General features: G+C 64.9%; 13 protein-coding genes and 1 riboswitch. Of the genes, 6 read left to right on the top strand and 7 right to left on the bottom strand.

The genetic code is table 11. The annotated features are described in order from the left end of the window. Position 1: 1 nt before the first annotated feature. Both ACZZZD_RS12715 and ACZZZD_RS12710 read right to left on the bottom strand, forming a co-directional pair. On the bottom strand, positions 2 to 2,701 hold the full coding sequence (locus tag ACZZZD_RS12715) for a TonB-dependent receptor domain-containing protein (protein WP_463435518.1): 2,700 nt from the start codon (positions 2,699 to 2,701) through the stop codon (positions 2 to 4). Between the two features lie 174 nt (positions 2,702 to 2,875). Next, positions 2,876 to 2,963, bottom strand: a riboswitch (glycine riboswitch). 207 nt (positions 2,964 to 3,170) lie between these two features. After that, on the bottom strand, positions 3,171 to 4,244 hold the full coding sequence (locus ACZZZD_RS12710; protein ID WP_463435517.1) for an ABC transporter substrate-binding protein: 1,074 nt from the start codon (positions 4,242 to 4,244) through the stop codon (positions 3,171 to 3,173). Positions 4,245 to 4,327: 83 nt separating this feature from the next. Here ACZZZD_RS12710 and ACZZZD_RS12705 point away from each other — a divergent pair, with 83 nt between their 5' ends. Both ACZZZD_RS12705 and ACZZZD_RS12700 read left to right on the top strand, forming a co-directional pair. Next, positions 4,328 to 4,990, top strand: coding sequence for a response regulator transcription factor (locus tag ACZZZD_RS12705; RefSeq protein ID WP_463435515.1), 663 nt, complete (start codon positions 4,328 to 4,330; stop codon positions 4,988 to 4,990). Beyond that, the gene (locus ACZZZD_RS12700) at positions 4,987 to 6,360 is read left to right on the top strand and encodes a sensor histidine kinase (RefSeq protein WP_463435514.1); all 1,374 of its coding nucleotides are present in this window, start codon (positions 4,987 to 4,989) and stop codon (positions 6,358 to 6,360) included. Before ACZZZD_RS12705 ends, ACZZZD_RS12700 begins: the two co-directional genes overlap by 4 nt. 2,280 nt (positions 6,361 to 8,640) lie before the next feature. On the opposite strand, the gene ACZZZD_RS12695 is transcribed toward ACZZZD_RS12700, so the two are convergent. After that, the gene (locus tag ACZZZD_RS12695; protein WP_463435513.1) at positions 8,641 to 9,522 is read right to left on the bottom strand and encodes a LysR substrate-binding domain-containing protein; all 882 of its coding nucleotides are present in this window, start codon (positions 9,520 to 9,522) and stop codon (positions 8,641 to 8,643) included. A 143-nt stretch (positions 9,523 to 9,665) separates the two neighbouring features. Between ACZZZD_RS12695 and ACZZZD_RS12690 the strand changes: the two genes are divergently transcribed. The 4 genes from ACZZZD_RS12690 to ACZZZD_RS12675 all read left to right on the top strand — a co-directional run bounded on the left by ACZZZD_RS12690 (position 9,666) and on the right by ACZZZD_RS12675 (position 15,676). Beyond that, the gene (locus ACZZZD_RS12690) at positions 9,666 to 10,808 is read left to right on the top strand and encodes a TIGR03364 family FAD-dependent oxidoreductase (protein WP_463435511.1); all 1,143 of its coding nucleotides are present in this window, start codon (positions 9,666 to 9,668) and stop codon (positions 10,806 to 10,808) included. Further along, positions 10,808 to 11,650, top strand: coding sequence for a phosphonoacetaldehyde hydrolase (gene phnX, locus ACZZZD_RS12685; protein ID WP_463435510.1), 843 nt, complete (start codon positions 10,808 to 10,810; stop codon positions 11,648 to 11,650). Before ACZZZD_RS12690 ends, phnX begins: the two co-directional genes overlap by 1 nt. A gap of 15 nt (positions 11,651 to 11,665) precedes the next feature. Continuing rightward, positions 11,666 to 12,934: a DUF5690 family protein gene (locus ACZZZD_RS12680; protein ID WP_463435509.1), complete on the top strand. Its 1,269-nt coding sequence runs from the start codon at positions 11,666 to 11,668 to the stop codon at positions 12,932 to 12,934. 153 nt (positions 12,935 to 13,087) lie between these two features. Further along, positions 13,088 to 15,676 (top strand): TonB-dependent receptor, encoded by a 2,589-nt coding sequence (locus tag ACZZZD_RS12675; RefSeq protein ID WP_463435507.1) that lies wholly within the window; start codon positions 13,088 to 13,090, stop codon positions 15,674 to 15,676. A 141-nt stretch (positions 15,677 to 15,817) separates the two neighbouring features. Here ACZZZD_RS12675 and ACZZZD_RS12670 read toward each other — a convergent pair whose 3' ends face one another. From ACZZZD_RS12670 to ACZZZD_RS12655, 4 genes are all read right to left on the bottom strand, one after another. Further along, positions 15,818 to 16,270 (bottom strand): spore coat protein U domain-containing protein, encoded by a 453-nt coding sequence (locus ACZZZD_RS12670; protein WP_463435505.1) that lies wholly within the window; start codon positions 16,268 to 16,270, stop codon positions 15,818 to 15,820. Next, the gene (locus ACZZZD_RS12665) at positions 16,258 to 18,411 is read right to left on the bottom strand and encodes a fimbria/pilus outer membrane usher protein (protein ID WP_463435504.1); all 2,154 of its coding nucleotides are present in this window, start codon (positions 18,409 to 18,411) and stop codon (positions 16,258 to 16,260) included. Before ACZZZD_RS12665 ends, ACZZZD_RS12670 begins: the two co-directional genes overlap by 13 nt. A 181-nt stretch (positions 18,412 to 18,592) precedes the next feature. Next, positions 18,593 to 19,288: a fimbrial biogenesis chaperone gene (locus ACZZZD_RS12660; RefSeq protein WP_463435503.1), complete on the bottom strand. Its 696-nt coding sequence runs from the start codon at positions 19,286 to 19,288 to the stop codon at positions 18,593 to 18,595. Positions 19,289 to 19,328: 40 nt separating this feature from the next. Next, positions 19,329 to 19,802, bottom strand: coding sequence for a Csu type fimbrial protein (locus tag ACZZZD_RS12655; RefSeq protein WP_463435501.1), 474 nt, complete (start codon positions 19,800 to 19,802; stop codon positions 19,329 to 19,331). Position 19,803: the final 1 nt, after the last annotated feature.

Genomic DNA, 19,803 nt, shown 5'->3' with positions numbered 1-19,803 from the left:
ACTAGAAGCGGTAACGCGCGCCTACCGTGACGTACCGACCGACGACGTCGTAGTACGGAGAGAAGAGCGACCCATCCGGAGGCCACTTGTCGAACAGGTTGGTCGCATTGGCGTAGAGCTCGACGCCGTCGGCGCCGTAGTGGGCCAGATCGGCCGTCAGCCCAAGATCGACGTAAGTGAAGGCGTCGATGTCGTTGTTCACGATCTTGACGGTGCTGTTGTAGACGCCTTCCGAGATGTAGCGAGCGCGCAGGTTTGCGCCGAACACCTCGCCCTGCCAGCCCAAGCTGGCGTTGACCCGCAGTTCCGGCACGCCCAGGCCGAAGGCGTAACCCTGCGACTTGACGTATTCGATCTCGGAGATGCCGTCGTCCGTCGTCAGGCTGTTCACCCAGGTCCCGACCAGGCGCATCTTCACCCGTCCGGTCGCGCCCGGAACCCACAGGTCCGCCGGCGACGAATAGGACACTTCGGCGTCGATGCCATCGGTCTGATACTCGGCCAGGTTCACATAGGTGGACCGGGTGCGGATCAGATTGCCCGAGGCGTCACGGTCGACATTGGCGCACAGTGCGGTGTTCCCGTTGAAGCAGCGGCTGACCAGATCCTGCGGTGCGATCGTGGTGATCACGTCGTCGATCTTGATGTTGTAGTAGTCGACCGACATGTTCAGGCCGGGGATCGACGGGGGCGAATAGGTCAGTCCCAGCGTCAGGGTGTCCGCCGTTTCCGGCGCCAGGTTCGGGTTACCCCCGCCGTTGTTCAGCGTGTAGACGGTCTGGCCCTTCAGCGGGTCGTTGATGTTGTTATAGCCGGTCGTGGTGGTGGTGTAGAGCTCGGTCAGGTTGGCCGAACGGATGTCGCGCGACTGGGTGATGCGCCCCCGGAAACCCGGGAAGAACTCGTTGGTCGCGCCGACCTTCCACGACCAGATCGAGCCCGTGGTGTCGTAGTCAGAGATGCGGGCAGCGGCGTTGAATTCAAGATTGTTCAGGACCGGCAGGTCGCGAACGATCGGCACCAGGATTTCACCGAAGGCTTCCTTGACGGTGAACTCGCCCGACATGGCCGAGAAGCTGAAGGTCTGGAAGGCCTTGGCCGCGTCCAGTTCACCCACGCGCTGGTCGGTCTGCTCCTTGCGGGCCTCCAGACCGACGGCGATCGACACATCCCCCGCAGGTAGGCTGAAGGGCTCGCCGCGCAGGCTGACGCCGGCGACATCCAGCTTGGTGGTCGTGCGCTGCTGGGGCGTGCCGGTGACGTAGTCGATGGCTTCCTGAGACGGCGCGCCCAAGCCGAACAGGTTGATCGGCACGCAGCCGGAGTTGGCGTTGGTCAGGGTCACGCGGCAGACGGGCTGATTGGTGACGGGGCTGATGACCGAGTCGACCGCCTGGGCGTAGTTGGTGGTCAGCAGGAAGCCGGGCGTGTCGATATTATTCTCGTATTCGCCGTGGCTGTAATAGGCGCCCCAGCGCCAGTTGTCGCCGAACTCGCCATCCAGAGCGATGGTCGCCTGGGTCGTGACCCGCTCGAAGTCGATGGTCGAATAGGACAGGTCGGAGTTGAAGCGGCCCATGGTGAACGAGGTCTGGCCCGCCGCCGCCATCTGCTGCTTGATCGCCGTCGACAGGAAGGCGTTGTCGTTCTTGATCGTCAGATTGCCGCGGTTGTGGTCGCCGAACCAGATGTAGTTGTTCCACATCCGCGAGTGACGGACGTCGGCGGTCAGGCGCAGTTTATCGGAAAGCTCGTAGGTGGCGCTGGCCAGACCGGCGTAACGACGCTGGGGCGTGACCAGGGGGCTGAGGTCATCGTTCGACGGTCCTTCGCCACCGACGGTATTCGTGCCAACCACCGTGCCGTAGTTGAAGGGGCGCAACGTGCCGTCGGGATTGAACACCTGTCCGGCATTCACGCCGGACATGATCAGACCGCCGTAGGCCGCGTTCGAGAAGCCGACGTTGGGAACGGTGACGAACCCGCCCGCGCCGTCGGACACCTGGGCCCAGCGACCGATCGCCGGACGCGAGGTCTTGGGAACGACGCCGTCGTTGTCCAGATATTCGCCGCCGATGACGAAATGACCGCGACCGTTGGCGAACGGCGTGCCCCATGCCGCCTCGAAACGCTGCTGTTCTGCATCATCGAAGGACGAGATGCCGTATTCGGCGCCCAGCTTGCCGCCTGTGAAGAAGCGGTCGATGCCGATGTTCACCACGCCGGCGACGGCGCCCGAGCCCCAGGCTGCGGATGCGCCGCCGGTGACGACGTCGACGCTCTTCACCAGAACGGACGGAATGCTGTTGAGGTCGTTCTCGCTCGACACCCGACGCCCGTCGATCAGGACCAGCGTTCGGTTGATGCCCAGACCGCGCAGGTCGACCGGCGCATTGCCCGCGCCGGTGTTGGTGCCGGTCGTCTGGGGCGAGCTGCTGGCCTTGAACTGAGGCATGTCGTTCAGCGCGGCGGCGATGTTCTGGCGCGCGCCGACCGAAAGATCCTCGGCCGTCAGATGGATGGTGGGCGTGGGCGCCTGGAAGCCGGCCCGGTCGATCCGGGACGCGGTGACGACGATGTCGTCCACCGAGGCGGCGGCCTCTTGAGCAGTTTGGGCGTCCTGTGCGTGAGCGATCCCGGCGCACGAAAGAAGGGCGATGGCGCTGCAGCAGGTGGTCAGATGGCGGTTGAGACGAGACAAGGCGATGGTCCTCATAAAGATGACGCCCCTCCCCAGGGGTGTCTGACGCGAGCGACGCTCTGCGGCGCCGTTTCGCCCCCGCTGTCATCAGGCCTGAGAGCTTCGGGGCCTTGCGACCCGTTTCTCCTTCGGCGAGGGCGGATCCCCCGGACCCGTCCTTCTCTCCAGCGTTCCTTCAGCAAGACGGTCCGTTTGCCTGAGCGTTTCCGGGGCGGTTGCGCCTTCGGCGTCGGCCGGAGCCGATCTCTCCCGCCTTGCTGAAGCTGAGTAAGATCGACCCCAGGCTCGGTGTCAAATAGGTGAAAGCCGCAATTTTATTGCCGTTCGAAGCGCTCCGTTCGCATTTCGTTGCTCTTCGGGATCAAGTGCAGTCACTTATGGCCGCGCTCGAAGGGCGGCTCGTGCGGCCGTGACGGCAGCGTGACAGAAAGGCGGGTTTCGGACTTTGTGGACTTATCCACAGGAACGCTCAGGGCGCGGCAGGATCCGAGGGTGCCCTGACGCCAGGACGCGTCGCGGCGCGCCAGCGCTTCAGCAGGGTCGCACGGCGCGCCTGATCCAGATTGGCGAGCAGGGCCGGACCCACACGGATAGGCCGAACGCCGGGCGACGCGGGACGCAGAGGCGCATCGACATCGTCGCGCACCGGCCGAACACCAAGCGCGCCGATCACCCGCTGTCCTTCGCGCGACAGCAGGAAGTCCAGGAACAGCCGCGCCGCATTCGGATGAGCGGCGTTGCGTGGAATGAAGGCCACACGGGAAACGGACAGATGATAGTCGTCAGGCGTGATCAGTCCGATCTGAGGAACACGCTCGGCCCAGGACTCGCCGTAGGATCGGTTCATATTGTAGGCGAACACCATCCGCCCATCGGCGATCTGGCCCATCATCCTCTGCCCCGAGGTGTCCAGTCGCGGACGCTGCGCGCCCAGCGCCTCCATCAACGGCCAGGCGTCGGGATAAATCTGCACGTCCGCCGACAACTGCATCAGGGCCACGCCGCTGCGTTCGGCGTCATACAGGGTGACGCGGCCGTCGAAGATTTCCGGGCGGACCCTCAGCAACCGAAGAAGATCCGCGTGACTGCGCGGCACGGCATCACCCGCAAGATGGCCCTTGTTATAGGCGAACACGATCGGCTCGGCGGTCAGCCCATATCCCTGATCGCGCCACACCGACCCGTCGGGCATCGCCGCCCGGTGCGGGGACTTGTACGCCTGGGCATAGCCGTCGTTGATCAGCTTGACCTGCACGTCCATCGCCGTGCTCCAGACCAGATCCGGCCCGTCCCGCCCCGTATCCGCGAGCACACGAACCTGTTCGGCGATCCGCGTGGAGTTTATGTCTTCGAGACGCACGCTGATCCCGGGCCATCGACGACGAAAGGCCTCCAGCACCGGTCCCATCAGGCTGGTATTGGTCAGGATGTGCAGCGCCCCTTCGCGACGCGCCAGCCAGCGCACACGCTGCGCCGTGCCCGCCCCCTCCGGCTCCGACGAACAGCCGGCACCCAATCCGGCCACGCCTCCAGCCAGACCCATCAGCAGATGTCGTCGATCCGTCTTCACCGCTCCGGCTTTCTGGTTATGGTGTCGCTCATGATCCGTCGCCCCGTCTTGTCGCCATGAGAATACTCGTCGTCGAAGATGACAAGGCGCTGCGGCATTCGCTCGAGGTCAGTCTTCATGAGGCGGGATTCGAGGCAAGCTGTATCGACAGCGGCGAGCAGGCCTTGCAGCTCGAGAGCGCCGAGGTCTTCGACGCGGCGATCCTGGACATCGGCCTGCCCGACATCGACGGTTTCGAAGTGCTCAGAACCCTGAGGCGTCGAGGATCGTCGACGCCGGTTCTGATGCTGACGGCGCGCGACGCCCTCGGCGACCGCGTCGCGGGCCTGGACCTCGGGGCCGACGATTATCTGGTCAAGCCGTTCGCTCCGTCGGAACTGGTCGCCCGCCTTCGCGCCATCGTGCGCCGACGTCAGGGACAGGCCGCCGGCGCGGTGGTGGTCGGAACCCTCTTCTGCGACTGGCGCACCGGGCGCGCCCTGGTCAACGACCGCGACCTCGCTCTGCGCCCCCGCGAGTGGGCGGCCTTGCGCGTCTTGGCCTCGCGGCCGGGACAGGTCGTGGACCGCGATTTGTTAGCCGCCGAGGTCTTTCCGCAGGACGAGGCGCCGTCCCTCAATGCGTTGGAAATCCATGTCGGCCGGCTGCGACGCAAGCTTCAGCCGGATGGCCCTGCGGTGACCAATATTCGCGGCCGCGGGTATCGTCTCGATCCATGAGCCGCGCCCGGCCTGCCCGTTCCCACAGCCTGGTCATCCGCCTGTTGATCGCACAGGTGGTTCCGCTTGCGATCTTCGCCGTCGTCGTCCTGGCGGTCGGCGCCTGGACGGCCCAGCGGGTGGTGGCGAACAATGCGGACCGGCTGTTGGCCGGCGCGCTGCAAACGATCCGCGAAACCGTGTCGGTCACGGATGACCGCATCACCGTGAACGTGGAACCCTGGGCCCTGGCCCTGCTGGACGGCCCCGAGCGTGACGCCGTCTTCTACAGCGTGCGCGAAGGCGACCGGCTCGTCACCGGCTATGCCGAACTGCCCAACCTACAACAGGCGCAGGCCGACCGGCCGGTCTTCGCAGACCTGTCCGTCAGAGGCGTTGCGGTGCGGATGGCGCAGCAGACCCTGATCATTCCCGGCCGCGATGCCCCCGTTCGCGTCTCGGTCGCCCAGAGCCTGGACTCCCGCCGCGCCAGCCTGCGCGAGCTTTACCGCAGTATGTTGCTCCTCCCCGGCCTTCTTGTCGTGCTGGCCGCCCTGCTGATCTGGCCTGCCCTGCAGTGGGGCCTGAATTCGCTCAAACGTCTGATCGACGACCTGACGCGACGCCCCAGCCCCTCAGCCGATTTCGCCCCGACCAATGTCGATCTCGCGCCGCGCGAGTTCTGGCCGGTCCTGAACGCCTTCAACCATCTGCTTGCGCGACTGGAGACCTCGACCTCCGGCATCCAGCGGTTCGCCGCCGACGCCTCGCACCAATTGCGTACGCCGCTTTCGGTGGTGTCCGCCAATCTTGAGCTTCTGGCAGGCTCTTCGCGACCCTGGACGCCTCAGGAACGACGGCTGATCGCCGATTCTCGTGACGCGGTTAGCGGCATGACGCGCCTCGTCGGGCAACTGCTGTCCACGGCCCGCGCCGACGGCGCGCGGATATCGTCCTCCGGCGACCTCGGCCGCGCCGCCCGCCGCGCCTGTCAGGCCGCCCGTGAACGCCGCGTCTTTCCCAACGGCGCCCTGCGTCTCCGTCTTCCTGCCGAACCGGTGATCGTCCAGGGCGCCGAAGACCTCATCGCCGAACAGATCCTCAACCTGATCGACAACGCCTTCCACCACGGCGCACCGCCCGTGATCGTCCATGTGCAAATGACAGGTGCGGTATACGTGTGGGATCACGGCCGAGGCGCCGACGAAGCCACGCTTCCCCACCTCACGGACCGCTTCTTCCGCGCCAACTCATCCCAGGCGTCCGGCTCCGGCCTCGGCCTCGCGATCGTTCACACCTTGGCGAACGCCCAGGGCGCGCAGTTCGAACTGTACAACCGAGGCGTGGAGCGAACCGGCCTAGTCGGTAAGATTGCTTTTCAACTTGGCTAAACAAAGTGCAGCTAAAAGCAGACCACTTAAACTTCCGATCTGAGTCAGAATCAGCCGCTTGCAGCCGCGTGGCTTGTGCGCGGAAGCGCGCTGATGCGCCCGGATTAGGTCGTGGACGCGTGCGCTCCGCTCCGCTCCGCGACGTCGCTTCAGCAGGCATCGTGCGCATGTGGATCTGAACAGCGACTGCATCGGGAGGGTCGGACAGGCTGCGGATCGACTCTACGAAGCTTTCGCAGTTCCTCCGAATGAATGGGCAGGGCTGTGGGGCGTGGAGCCGAAGCAGGGCGGGCGACGTCGATTGGGCGGCGTCTGGCTTACCTCCGCGCAGATCGACAGCAATAGGCGACGTGTCCCTAATAGCCACGAGCCCGGTGCGCCAGACAAAGCGATTTGGATGGTTCGCGATCTCGACTTCTGCCCCGACAGCTGGGAGCTGTTGGTGGGCCGCTGCCCTCGCCCGACGTGCCAGCCGCTATTCTGGACCTCAGCAACCGTCCTTGAGGCGGTAACTGTGGCGCCAGGCTGTCAGAGACCAAGCGGCGTATCGTTCCGAAGGCTCTCAGGCCTACGTTAAGGTGGCTGGTGGATTTGTTTGGCGCCGACCATCAGGTCACAACGGCCATAGCGGCGTTGCCTCCGGGACTGGAGATTCCTACGACCACCGACGCCTATGACTTGGTGCTCGCCATTGCGCGCCCGCTCAGAGTGATGGTGGACCCAACTCTTCATGGCCGAGTGACCCTGGAAGCTTCTGATCTTGCGCGGGCCTGTCGATTTCTTTTGGATTTCCCTGTTCTCACTGGGACCTGCAACAACACGGTCCACCCATCGTCAGCGCCTTCCGGCAGCGCCTGGAGACGTTGATGAGATTTCCGCATCGGCCCGCGGTCAGGTCCGATCTCATCCGGATTATGCAGTATGGGCGCCCTGATCGCGGCCGAACCGAGCCGCGTATCGAGCATGAATGGCTGAGCGTCACAGAGGCGGCCACCACTATGCGCGTTGAGCGGAGCCTTGTGCGATTGTTGATCAATGAAGGCTTGCTGCCTGAGGACAGTGCCCTCGGGGGCCAGCACCGAATTCAAAGTTCGCTCCAGCGGCGGCACGTCGAACGTCTCCGTGTCGAGCTAGCCGCCCAAATGCCTCTGCGCGAATTCACTTCAGGAACGGGGCTCAAGCGCGCGGAGACGGAGCAACTCTTGGGCTTGGGTATGCTGACCGAGTCGCCCAGCGCTGCGTCGCGGCTGGTTCGCAGCGGTATCCACGTTACTCGCGATAGTGCCGAGGTCTTCATTCAGCAGGTGACCGCCAGGGTGTCGGAGGATTCGCCGAAAGACGCAGTGCCTCTCCGAGAGGTTATGCGAGGGGTCGGCGGGCGAGAGAAGCCATGGGGGCGTATGTTGAAGGCGGTGCTTGAGGGCGCGCTGCCTGGCGGAGTCACAGGCGACCGCGAAGGGCGTATCACGGACCTAAAGGTACATCCCATAACAGCGCGCCATCTGTTGATGGGAGGCCCGGCTGCCGGCCAACCTTATGCATTCGAGTTCGGCGATCTCGCAGAGTGGGTGCGTCCGGAGATCACGCCGACGGAGGTCGAGGACTACCTGAACTGTACGGCGCAGGATGTCTGTTGGTTGGTGAGCCGAAAACTGCTCACACGCCTCCCATCAGAGGGGCGTCCTGTTCGCTATGACAAGGCGCAAGTCGAACAGTTAGGGCGTCGGCTCATGACCACCAGAGAGGTTTCAGCCCGGCTTGGACGAAAGCCTGCCGAGCTCTGGCCAGAACTCCATTCCATCAGTCTCGGCGGATCTCTCGGCCAAGGTTTCTACGAGCGGGTGTGATCGAAGCCTGGATGGCAGGATAGGCCATGTCCAAAGAAGCGAAGCGTCGCGTTCGACAACGCCAAATATTGCATTGGGCGCAGGGCGGTCGTTGTGCGGGGTGCGGGCAGCCCATGGGCCTGAAGCGCGGGCTTCCACGGGACCGACCTGAGTATCCGACTTACGACCACATCGTGCCCCAAAAGCCATGGCGGCGGCCACGGGCTGGTGAACGGTTTGCTGAAGCACTTCGCCTGCAATATGCGAAGGAGATCAGACCCGCCGACGGGGTTTGATCGAATCTGGCACGCCATGGTGCTGGAACGTCTCTATTCCCCGGCCGCAACAGTGCGGTGGCGGTTGGAAATGGACCGGCCGGAGACGTTTGTGATCGGACGCCGGGAAGAGGGCTAGAGGGACGCTCTGCGCCTAAGCGGCATTCAAGGAAGACGCCTCAGCCCTTCTGCAATGCTTCCGCGAGGTCCAGCGCCCTTCGGATGGCTGGGTGGCGGCGTCGTTCGGTGCGGCAGGCGATATAGCCCGAGACGGTGATCAGCGCGGGCTCCACGTCCAGCTCCATCACCTTGATCCGGGCGTCGGGCGGGCATTCGCGGGCGAACATGAAGCTGACGCCCAGATCGCGGGCGACCGTCTCGCGGATCATTTCTCGCGTGTGAACCTCCATGACGCGGAACGGCTGGGCTTCATGCGCCTCCAGCAAACGCTCCATGGCCATGCGGGTGCGCGATCCGGGTTCGCGCGTCAGCAGGACGCGGCGCGACAGGGTGTCCAGATCGAAGACTTCGCCGCGCGCCTCGGGCGCATCGACGGCGGCGATGGCGACCAGCCGGTCCTCGTAGTAGGGGCGATAGGTATAGTCGTTATGACCGATCGGTTCGCAGACGATGGCGATGTCGACCGAGGCGTTCATCAACAAGGCGTTGGTGTCCTTGGCGTTCCCGATCGTAACCTTGAAGTCGAGGTTCGGCGCCTCTTTCGCATAGGCCGCGACCAGATCGGCGGCATAGGGCGGGGAGTCGGTGCCGATCCTCAGCAGTCCGCCTTCCTCGGGCGGCGTGTCTCCCAGCAGGGCCTCGATGTCGGCCGAGGTCTGGAACAGGTCACGGGTCTTTTCAAGCAGGGCCTCGCCGGCCGAAGTCAGGGTCAGGGGCGGTCGACTTCCGGTGAAGAGCTGGACCTGATAGCGGGCCTCCAGGTCCTTGATCTGCTTGGACAGGGTCGGCTGGGTCATAGCCAGGCGATTGGCCGCGCGCGTGACGCTGCGGTCGCTGGCGACAGCGTGAAATGAACGCAGCTGCTGGAAATTGACGGCCATCGGACGGTCCCCCTGCGGTCCGCTTAGCGAGGAAATGCGACGGTTTGGCCAAGGCGGCCGTCTATGGCGACCATTCCCACAATCACATGGCGATGCGCGGGCGGGCGTGAGAGGGCGGGGCTTCTCAGTTGAAAGGCCCGCCGATGATCCCTCGCTATGATGTCGCCGTCGTCGGCATGGGGATCATTGGTCTGGCGCACGCCTATGCGGCGGCGCGTGCCGGATTGAAGGCGGTCGTCATCGACCGCGAGCCTGCGGCGCGCGGCGCCAGTATCCGCAACTTCGGCTTCGTCACCGTAACGGGCCAGGCGCGCGGCGACATGTGGGGCCTGGCCCGTCGGGCGCGCGATGTCTGGGCCGAGGTCGCGCCCGCCGCCGGGATCGCGGTCGATCAGACCGGCCTGACGGTCCTGGCTCACCGTCCCGAGGCGGAGGATGTGCTCGAGGCCTTCATGGCGACCGAGATGGCCGAAGGCTGCGAACTGGTTTCGGCCGAGGCCCTGGCCGCGCGAATGGACTGCACGGGTCTGGCGCCGTTCCGGGCGGCCCTGGCCAGCACGCATGAACTGCGGGTCGAACCCCGTCTGGCCTTGCCGGCCCTGGCCGCCTGGCTGAAGGCCCATTGGGGCGTCGAGTTCATGGGCTCGACCACGGTGCTGGGCTGCGAGAGCGGACGGCTCTCGACCAGTCGGGGCGAGGTGTCCGCCGAGACCATTTTCATCTGCACGGGCGACGATCTGAACGGGCTTTTCCCGGAGATCCTCGCGCGTCACGAGGTTCAGCGCTGCAAGCTGCAGATGCTGCGCCTGGCGAAGCCCGGCCGTCGCCTGGCGACACCGATCATGGCCGATCTCAGCCTCGCCCGTTACGAAGGCTATGCGGCCCTGCCCGAGGCCGACGCCCTGCTGCGACGCCTGCGCGAGGAGCGCGCAGACCTGCTGGATCTCGGCGTGCATCTGATCGCGGTCCAGTCCGCCGACGGCAGTCTGGTGATCGGCGACAGTCATGAATACGACGTCTCGCCCGACCCCTTCCAGAGACGCGAGGTCGACGACCTGATCCTGCAGACGCTGCGCGAGTCCATGCCTGGCTACGACACGCCTGCGATGGAACGCTGGATCGGCGTCTACGCCTGGTCGCCCCAGCATCCGTGGTTCACCGAAGAGGTGGCGCCGGGCGTCCACATGACGGTCGTGACCTGCGGCGCGGGCATGTCCACCGGTTTCGCCATTGGCGAACGCGTCGTTTCGGCGGCGACCAATCTTGCAGTGAAGGGAGCAGCGTGATGAGCGCGATCAAGGCGGTCGTTTTCGACTGGGCGGGCACCATGGTGGACTTCGGCTCCTGCGCCCCTGTGCGGGCGTTGAAGACGGTCTTCGCCGGCGCGGGCGTGCCGGTCGATGACGGTTCTGTGCGGCGCTACATGGGCATGGCCAAGCGCGCCCATGTGATCGCCATGCTGACCGAAGTCGAGATCGGCGAAGCCTGGAAAACGGCCAAGGGCGCGGCATGGACCGAGGCCGATGTCGATGTGCTGATGGAGGCGTTGGAACCTGCCATGCAACGCGAAGCCGAAGCGACGGCCGAACTGATCCCCGGCGCGCTCGACGCTCTCGCTGCACTCAAGGCAAGGGATATCAGCGTCGGCTCCACGACCGGCTACACCCGTACCATGATGTCCGGCATCCTGCCGCGTGCGGCGGCTCAGGGTTACGAACCGGCGACGGTCGTTTGCGCTGGAGAGACGCGCGAAGGACGCCCCGCGCCCCTTATGATCTGGAAGGCCCTGGTCGAACTGGGCGCCTGGCCGACCGATGCTGCGGTCGTGGTCGACGACGCCGCCGTCGGCGTCGAGGCGGGGCGCAACGCCGGCTGCTGGTCCATCGGGCTGGCGGGCTCGGGCAACGGCGTCGGCCTTTCGCTCGACGCGTATGAGGCGCTGGACTCACAGGACAAAGCCGCTCGCCTCGCCGTGGCCGCCCAGGCCCATGTGGCGGCGGGCGCCGATCTCGTCATCGAGAGCGTCGCGTACCTGTCGCAGGCCTTGGCCATGATCGAGAACCGTATCGCCGAGGGGTTCAAGCCGGGCGAAGCCGACTGCGTCTGCATCGCGCCGGTTCCAGTCTGAGCGCGAGGGCAAGTGATGACCGCCGAAGTTTCCCCCGCTCGCACGTCGCGAGACCTCGGCGTCGTGCTGATGGGAGGCGTCGCCGCCTTCTGCGTCTATCTTTCGATGTACGCCTTCCGAAAGCCCTTCGCCGCCGCCGCCTATGAGGGCGTAGTCGGCTGGTCGGCTGTGATCGATTTCAAGGTCGCTCTGGTGGTGGCCCAGGTGGTGGGTTACGCCCTGTCCAAACTGGTCGGGGTCAAGCTGATCTCCGAGATGAACGGCGCGCGACGCGGCGCGGCGATCCTCGGCCTGATCGGCGTTTCGTGGTTGGCGCTGGTCCTCTTCGCCGTTGCGCCGCCCGGCTGGAAAATCTTCGCCCTGTTCCTGAACGGCCTGCCGCTGGGTCTGATCTGGGGGCTGGTGTTCAGCTATCTGGAAGGGCGGCGCACGTCCGAGGTCCTGGGCGCAATACTGTGCGCCAGCTTCATCGTCGCGTCGGGTGTGGTCAAGTCGGTGGCGGTCTGGCTGATGACCGACCACGGGGTGACGGAATGGTGGATGCCTGCCGCGACGGGTCTGCTGTTCATGCCGCTTTTGACGGCCTCGGTCGTCGGCCTGTCACGCATGCCGCCGCCGGATGAAGCAGACATCGCAGAACGCGTCGCCCGTCGTCCCATGTATGCGGCCCAGCGCCGCGCGTTCCTGAAACAATATGGCTTCGGCGTCCTGGTGCTAGTGCTGGCCTATGTGATGCTTACTGCCCTGCGGGATTTTCGCGACAACTTCGCCGCCGAAATCTGGATCGAGATGGGCTATGCGGGCGTCTCCAGCGTTTTCACCGCCAGCGAATTGCCGATCGCCGCGATCTGCCTGGTCGCGCTCGGCGCACTGATGCTGGTCAAGGACAACCGCCAGGCCTTGATGGCCATCCACGCCATCACCGGATTCGGAATGGCCCTGATCGGCCTCTCCACCCTGGCGTTTCAGCACGGATTCCTGGCCCCCTTGCCGTGGATGATCGCTTCCGGCGCGGGCCTCTATCTGGCCTACACCCCGTTCAACGCCATGCTGTTCGACCGGCTGATCGCGGCGACGCGCCAGGTCGGCACTGCCGGCTTCCTGATATATCTGGCGGACGCTTCGGGCTATCTTGGCAGCGTGGTCCTGACACTGACGCGTAACCTCGCGACCGTCAGCATGCCTTGGCTCGCGTTCTTCATGGCGAGCGCCGTATGGGCGTCTGCAATAGGGTGTGTTCTGACTATTGTCAGCGCGTTCTATTTCGCCAGAAAGTTTCGCTGAAGCATTCGATCTGTGTCTGTGACGATTTTGCGAAACGAAAACTCGCGAAATCTATGATCGACATTGAGGCAATCAAATGGTTCCTCCGCGCGGGACATGGTGTGAGGAGCGGGCCAGACGCCACCGTCGGCTAAATCTTTTGAGAGACCTCCGATGAAGCGCGCCTTCCTCCTCATGGCGGCCAGTTCGACTGTCCTCGCGGCCGCTGCTGCGACCACGCCGGCCGTGGCCCAGGCACAAGCCGATGCAGCGACGGGCCTGCCGTCCCAGGTCGACGACATCGTCGTCACCGGCGCCATCATCGGCGGCGAACGCCGCGCCCTGAACATCCAGAGGTCGGCCGACAACATCCTGAACGTCGTCTCGTCCGACGGCATCGGCCGCCTGCCGGATCGCAACGCCGCCGAGGCGGTGCAGCGCGCCCCGGGCGTCGCCATCGAGCGCGATCAGGGCGAAGGCCGGTTCGTGGCCGTACGGGGCCTGCCGTCGCAATGGAGCTCGACCCTGATCAACGGCGGCCGTCTGCCGACCGCCGAGGAGGAGACGACCAGCCGCGCCACGGCCTTCGACTTCTTCCCCTCCGACCTGATCGACCGCGTCGAGGTGTCCAAGGCGGTCACCCCGGACATGGAGGGCGACGCGATCGGCGGCAGCGTCAACTTCATCACGCGCACGGCGCCCAGCGAACGGACCGTCCAGGCCACGGCCGGACTGACCTATTCCGACAAGGCCGGCGAATACGGCGACCTGCTCAGCCTGACGGTCGGCGATCGTCTGATGGACGGCAAGTTCGGCTTCCTGCTGAGCGGCACCCGCTACGTCCGCGACTGGGCCACCGACAACTATGAGCCGCGTCGCGGCGGCGACGGGATCGGCGTCACTCGCCTGGAACTGCGCGATTACACCGGCACGCGCGAGACCCTGGGGCTTAACGCTGCGGCCGAGTACAACTTCGACAATGGCGGCCAGGTGTTTGGGCGCGCCCTTTACGGGACGTTGGAAGACGACGAGACCCATTACAAGCACCGGCTGAACTTCGCCTCGAACCGGGTCGAGGTGCAGCACATCTTCAACACCCTGATCACCGAGCTGAGCGGCGGCGAGTTCGGCGGCCGCCATCCCTTCGCCGGCGGCGAACTGGACTGGAAGCTGGGCTCCTACCAGAACGAGTTCCGTTACGGCGACACGCCGGACGGCCAGGATAACTCCTATTTCGTCGTGCGTTTCGACCAGCGCAACGTCGGCTATCAGGGGCTGGAAAACAGGGGCGCGGGTAACCTGGCCTACAACACCATCGACGGCGGGTCCGATCCGGCCGACGCCATCAGCAACCATCTGCCGGCCGGTTTCCAAATGGATCCGACCCAGACGCGCCTGGCCAATGTCGAGCTCTACAAGATCGCCGTCACCGAGCGTGACCGCGTCGTCGCCGAGGTCAACTACACCCGCGAGATCAGCCCCGCTCTGGAGCTGAAGTTCGGCGCCAAATATCGCGACAAGGAACGCGACGCCTCCTTCGAGGATCTGTTCTACACCTGGAACCCGGCGGCCGGTCCGGTTCCGACCCTGGCCGACTTCGCTTTGATGGATCAGCCCGGTCGCGGGGACTTTCTGGACGAGTTGGCCATCGGCGCCCAGTACCGCAACCAGTTCTCGCAGGTGGTGTCCGAGGACGACATCACCGCCTGGTACAAGGCCAACCGCCAGAACCTGATCCTGGACGCGGCCGGTTCGGCGACCCTGGAGAATGGCGGCGCCCTGGGCCGGACCTTCAAGCTGAACGAGAAACAGTCCGCCGCCTACGCCATGGCGACCTGGCGTCCCGACCCGCGTTGGACCGTGCTGGGCGGGCTGCGGCTGGAGCACACCGACACGACCGTGAACGGCCAGGTGCTGGTGGATGGCGTATTGACGGCCGAGAATCGGTCGAACGACTATCTCGCGGTCCTGCCGTCTCTGCACCTGACCTATCATCTGGACGCGGACACAAACCTGCGCGCCGCCGTGACTCGCACCTTCGCGCGACCCGACTTCGGCGACATCGCCCCCGGCGGCGCCTTCAGCGAGGCCGACCTGGAATTCTCGGGCGGCAACCCGGACCTGAAGCCGACCTACTCCACCAACCTGGATCTGTTGTTCGAGCGCTTCTACAGCAACGTCGGCGTGGTCTCGGCGGGCGCCTTCTACAAGCGGATCGAGGATCCGGTGTTCGACACCCGCACCGTGGGCAGTTTCCGGGGCATCGACGGCGTCGCCTTCCTGGCGCCCGCCAACGGCGAAGGCGGCTGGCTCTATGGGCTGGAGCTGAACCTGCAGCGCCGGCTGACCTTCCTGCCCGGCGTCCTGTCCCACCTGGGTGTCAACGCCAACTACACCTACACCCAGTCCGAGTTCGAACTGCCGGACGGCCGCAAGGCGGCGATCCCGCGCCAGGCGGACAACCTCGGCAATGTCGCGGTCTATTACGACGACGGCCGCCTGTCGGGCCGCTTAGCCATGAACTACAAGGGCGCATACATCGAGGAGTACGGCTCCGACGCCGCGTCCGACAGCTACTATGGCGAGTACACCAGCCTGGACTTCAGCGCCGCCTACGACATCACCGACCGCGTCACCATCTTCGGCGAAGCCTCGAACCTGACCGACGAGAAGCTGTTCTACTACCTCGGCGAGGAGGATCGCCCGCTGCAGGTCGAATACTACGGCCCTCGCTTCCTGCTGGGTCTTAAGGCCAGTTTCTGAGCAAAGGGCGCCCACCCGTTTCGGCGGGTGGGCGTAATCACGGATTCTGAATCATTGCTGAGGCGCTCGCTTCTGGCTGCCGAACCAATGTCCGCTGCCGTCAGGCTCGCGGGGAGGCTCCGCAAGAACCGCCGATCCAGGTTAGAACTCGATCTGCAGCACCAAAAAATCGCTGTAACCGCCTGCAGGGACGAACTGCCCGGCGGGGACAGACCCATAGATCGCCCAACTGCCTACGCCAGGAGACGACAAGCGCGGCGCTGGGAAGGCGGCGGTGCCTGCGGACCCGTCGCCGAGGACGATGCGATGGGTGGGTTCGACGTACAAGTTGTAGTGAAGCTTGTACGCGCCGGATGTCATGGAGCGGGTGAGATACTGGCCCGATCCGCCCGCGCTCATCGTCACCCGCGCGTTGCCTTCCAGTCCGGCGGGCGTGCAGGTGACCGTCACCCGCCCGTTCGCGGTGTCCCGCGCCGATCCCAGACTGCTGTAGTGACCGAAGTCCACATCCGACACATCCAGACGGCAAGACGCGGTCTGCGCCGCGACAGGCAAGGGGGAGGCGACGAGGCAGGCGGCGATCAGGGCACGCATTCGAAAGGTCCAAGGCGGGGAAGGGTGTTGTCGGGCACGCTGGCGGTGAAATGCGCCTTGCACGCTCCGCTTCGCCAGCGGAGTTGAAGTTCGTTGGGGCCATCGGCGAGGCCTCTTACGAAGATTTCGCCATCGAACCCTAGAGGCGCTTCGAAGTCTCCCCCCGCCAATCGAACGGCTGCGCCCGGAGGAGGCGCCTCGCCACCGGGCAACCTGAGCACGACGACTGCGGATCGCGATCGGGTTACGGTGAAGCGAGCGACCGCCCCAGCCTCGTCCCGGGGAGAAATCAGCAGCGAAGTTCTCGGCGCAGATGCGTCGATGTGGAGGTCCCGAGGGTCGATCGAAAGCGCGTTGGGGACATAGGATTGAAGGCCGGTGACCAGAAGTCGACCGTTCCGGTCCGTGCGTCCAGCCGGTCGATTCTCGATCGCCACCCGAACGCCTGGAGCCCCTTCGACGTCCACGACTGCGAAACTGTCATCGACCCGACCGCCCAGAAACACGCCTCCGCCCATGAACACGAGAGACTGCGCCACCTCCGCCTGAACGCCAGTCGAACCTGCCGTGTTCACCGCACGAACGAAGAGGTCTGCTTTGGACCCATCCCAACTGGCGCTGCCTTCCAGGACGGGTGGGTGTCCCTGGGCGTCTCTTGCGCCGAATTCCCATCTGAGCCGGCCGGATTGAGCCTCGCCCTGCACCTGAACGTCGCTCCGGGGCGATCCATCGGTCCAGCCTTGCTGAACATAAGCGTTGCCGCCCCATGCGAGCGGCAGCGACAGGGCCAGGTAACCGCCCCAATCGCCTCGGGTCGTATCCGCAAAGGCCGTGGCCGAGAGACGCATTTGGCGGCGCCGTCCAACCTCGATGTTGTAGGCACCCGACACGATGCTGGACAGGGCGTGGGTTTCATCACGCTGACGCGCGTAGATGACATTGAGTTGGCCGGCGGGCCCGAAGTTGACGCCGAAGGAGGCCGAGGCGCGCTCGGTGAATTCCGCATAACCGAACCGTGTCGGAAGGTCTTCGTAGCCGAAGCTCCGCATATAGCTGGCTTGCACTTGAAAACGTGGGGTTGCGCGCGAGGCCGAGACGTCAAAGGCCCATCCGGGACGGTTGTTCGACTGGCTAAGGAGAACTGCGGCATCGAGCAGGATCGCTTCACCCACAGCGGTCGTGATCCCGCCGGCCGCCCCGCCATAATCCTTCGAGATCGCACCCTGCGCACGCCAGGTCAGCCCCCCATGGCCGCGTGCGATGCTTCCGGCGGCGAAGACGGGGCCGTAGTCGTTGCTTCGCAGGTTGTAACCGCGCCGCGGAAATCCCGCCTCCAGGCTGAAATCGAAAACGCCGGGCGCCAGCAACTGGTTGGTGGTGTAAAAGGGAAGAACGACCTGCGAGCGACGGCCCGCCCGATCGGTGATCACTGCGACGATCGTGTTGGATCCGGTCACGGTCGGCAAATCGGTCAGGCGAAAGACGCCGGGCTCAACAGCGTCCGAGTAGCGCTGGACCCCGTTCACGAAGAGATCGATGGTCGATGGCGCGGAAATTTCCTGATCGAGCTCTGGAACCGGCATCGTCAAGATGTCCGGACGAAGAGCGAAGTTCCGGCGCCATTGTACGCCGCCGAAACGCAGCGGCCTGGCCCAGATTGGTCCATGGGTGAAGGAATCACCCAGGCGCAAACGCCAACTTCGACCTGTGTCGTCGTAGTCGGCATAGGTCATCAACCGAATGAACCGGGCGTCTTCTCCCGGGTCGAACTCCGTCACCCCTCGACTGACGAAGGTGAAGTCAGGCGTGAACAGACGGGTGTCCAGGGTCGCTGAAAAAGAGACTGGAAAGACGCCTTCATCGCCGTCGGACGAGCCTTGCACGAAGGCGTTCCACCCCACCAGGGCGCCCCAGTCGGCCCGGGCCTCGACCCGAGGAGGGCGCGGCGCGACCGGCAAGTCTTGCACGACCAGGCCCGCCGCAGGAATTGTCATCCTGATTGATTGAGTCAGGGAATCGATGGTCCAGGCAAGCTCGTCGACCCTATCGAGCCATATCCAGCGTTCGTCCCCCAGCCACATCCCCGCGCCCTCGGAGGCGTTGATGCGGATACCCGCCAGCTGCCTGGCGGGTATCCGCAATCTTCCGCCGTCCTCTACAAAACGGGCGACAAGTCCGAGAGGGAATCCGTTCAGCTCCACGTCAAGCAGAAGCACCGAGCCACGCGAAACCTCCGGAGATTCCTGGGCTCTCGTCTCCACGACGTCGGCCCCCAGGAAAATCAGGATCGCAAGGATGAACGGCGGAGGTGACCGAAGGCCTTCACGGGGCGATCGACACATCGGCCTGGACCGCTCCAAACTCGCCTTCCCCACCCACGGTCAGAGTACGACTGTCGGCGGGGACGCCGGCCAGGGTCCAGGTCCGGGCGCTCTCGCTCAGCACATAGCCCTCGATGGGGCCTGCTACGGCCCGCCCGTCAATAGTGACAACGCCGCCCATTACCCGGTCGTGCACCGGGCCGACGTTTTCCGCCGTAAGCAAGACGGTCTCGCCCTGGCGCTTAGCCGTCCACTTCAGGGATGGGCGATCTTCAAGGGAACGCACGATGAAGACCGGGACGAGCGCGCGGATCGCGGTGGTGACGACGGCGCTCCGCCCGTCTGCTTCGGCCGGAATCTGATCGATCATCAATCGGAAAGCGTGTTCGCTGCGGTCCGACGGCAGGGTCTCCGCAACGATCCTGATTACTTGCGATTCCCCTGCCGCCAAGGCGACCTGCGGCGGGCTCGCAAGCAAGATCGTGGAGGGCGAGTGCTGATCACCCTCCGGCGTTTGGCTCCAGTCCATGGCGCGAACCTGAATATCCATTGGCCCGCTGTTGGTGTTGCGCACAGTGAGGGTCGCCGTCCTCTCGGTCCCGACGAGCTGGATCCGGGTCGGGCCGATCTGCAACGAGTTGGCAACGGAGGGATTTTGCGCTTGCCCCGGCGGGGCCTGGCCCGCGAACAGCGCCAACGCCAGAAATAGTCCTGTAGAAGACATGCTGTTTTCCGATTTAGTACTGAACAGTGACGCGGACGGTGTCGACATAGCCGCCGACGGGCACGGTCTGACTCGCCGGCACTTGACCGTATACGGTGTAGACCACCTGTTGTCCGGTGTTGGCGTTCCCCAGAAGCTGCCACGCAGCACCTCCGCTATTCAGCGGGTCCTGCAGGGCAGAGTCGCGATAGATCTGATAGTTCAGGTTTGCTGGGCCAGCCATATGACGGGCTTGGGGATTACCCGATCCGCCCCCATCCAGCGTCACCGTCGCGGCCGATCCGGGAGTGCATTGGATGGTTACGGTCGTACTGGCCGTGGAGGCGGTCGTGGGATCGTAGACCCCGAAGTCGAGATCCTGGGCCGAGACATGGCATTCCGCCACAACCTGCGCTCGGACGGCGAACTGCGCGGTCTCGGTTTGCGCTAAGGCGACGCTTGGGCTCAAAAGCAATCCCCCCACTAAAAACAACGCAGATTTTGCCATT

This window comes from Brevundimonas sp. AC546 (assembly GCF_979258305.1).
This window is presented reverse-complemented; position numbering and strand designations above follow the sequence as displayed.

Excerpts from the sequence above, each read along its gene's own strand:
- ACZZZD_RS12710 (WP_463435517.1), bottom strand. The coding sequence starts at position 4,244 with ATGGGTCTGGCTGGAGGCGTGGCCGGATTGGGTGCCGGCTGTTCGTCG.
- ACZZZD_RS12705 (WP_463435515.1), top strand. The coding sequence starts at position 4,328 with ATGAGAATACTCGTCGTCGAAGATGACAAGGCGCTGCGGCATTCGCTC.
- ACZZZD_RS12700 (WP_463435514.1), top strand. The coding sequence starts at position 4,987 with ATGAGCCGCGCCCGGCCTGCCCGTTCCCACAGCCTGGTCATCCGCCTG.
- ACZZZD_RS12695 (WP_463435513.1), bottom strand. The coding sequence starts at position 9,522 with ATGGCCGTCAATTTCCAGCAGCTGCGTTCATTTCACGCTGTCGCCAGC.
- ACZZZD_RS12690 (WP_463435511.1), top strand. The coding sequence starts at position 9,666 with ATGATCCCTCGCTATGATGTCGCCGTCGTCGGCATGGGGATCATTGGT.
- phnX (WP_463435510.1), top strand. The coding sequence starts at position 10,808 with ATGAGCGCGATCAAGGCGGTCGTTTTCGACTGGGCGGGCACCATGGTG.
- ACZZZD_RS12680 (WP_463435509.1), top strand. The coding sequence starts at position 11,666 with ATGACCGCCGAAGTTTCCCCCGCTCGCACGTCGCGAGACCTCGGCGTC.
- ACZZZD_RS12675 (WP_463435507.1), top strand. The coding sequence starts at position 13,088 with ATGAAGCGCGCCTTCCTCCTCATGGCGGCCAGTTCGACTGTCCTCGCG.
- ACZZZD_RS12670 (WP_463435505.1), bottom strand. The coding sequence starts at position 16,270 with ATGCGTGCCCTGATCGCCGCCTGCCTCGTCGCCTCCCCCTTGCCTGTC.
- ACZZZD_RS12655 (WP_463435501.1), bottom strand. The coding sequence starts at position 19,802 with ATGGCAAAATCTGCGTTGTTTTTAGTGGGGGGATTGCTTTTGAGCCCA.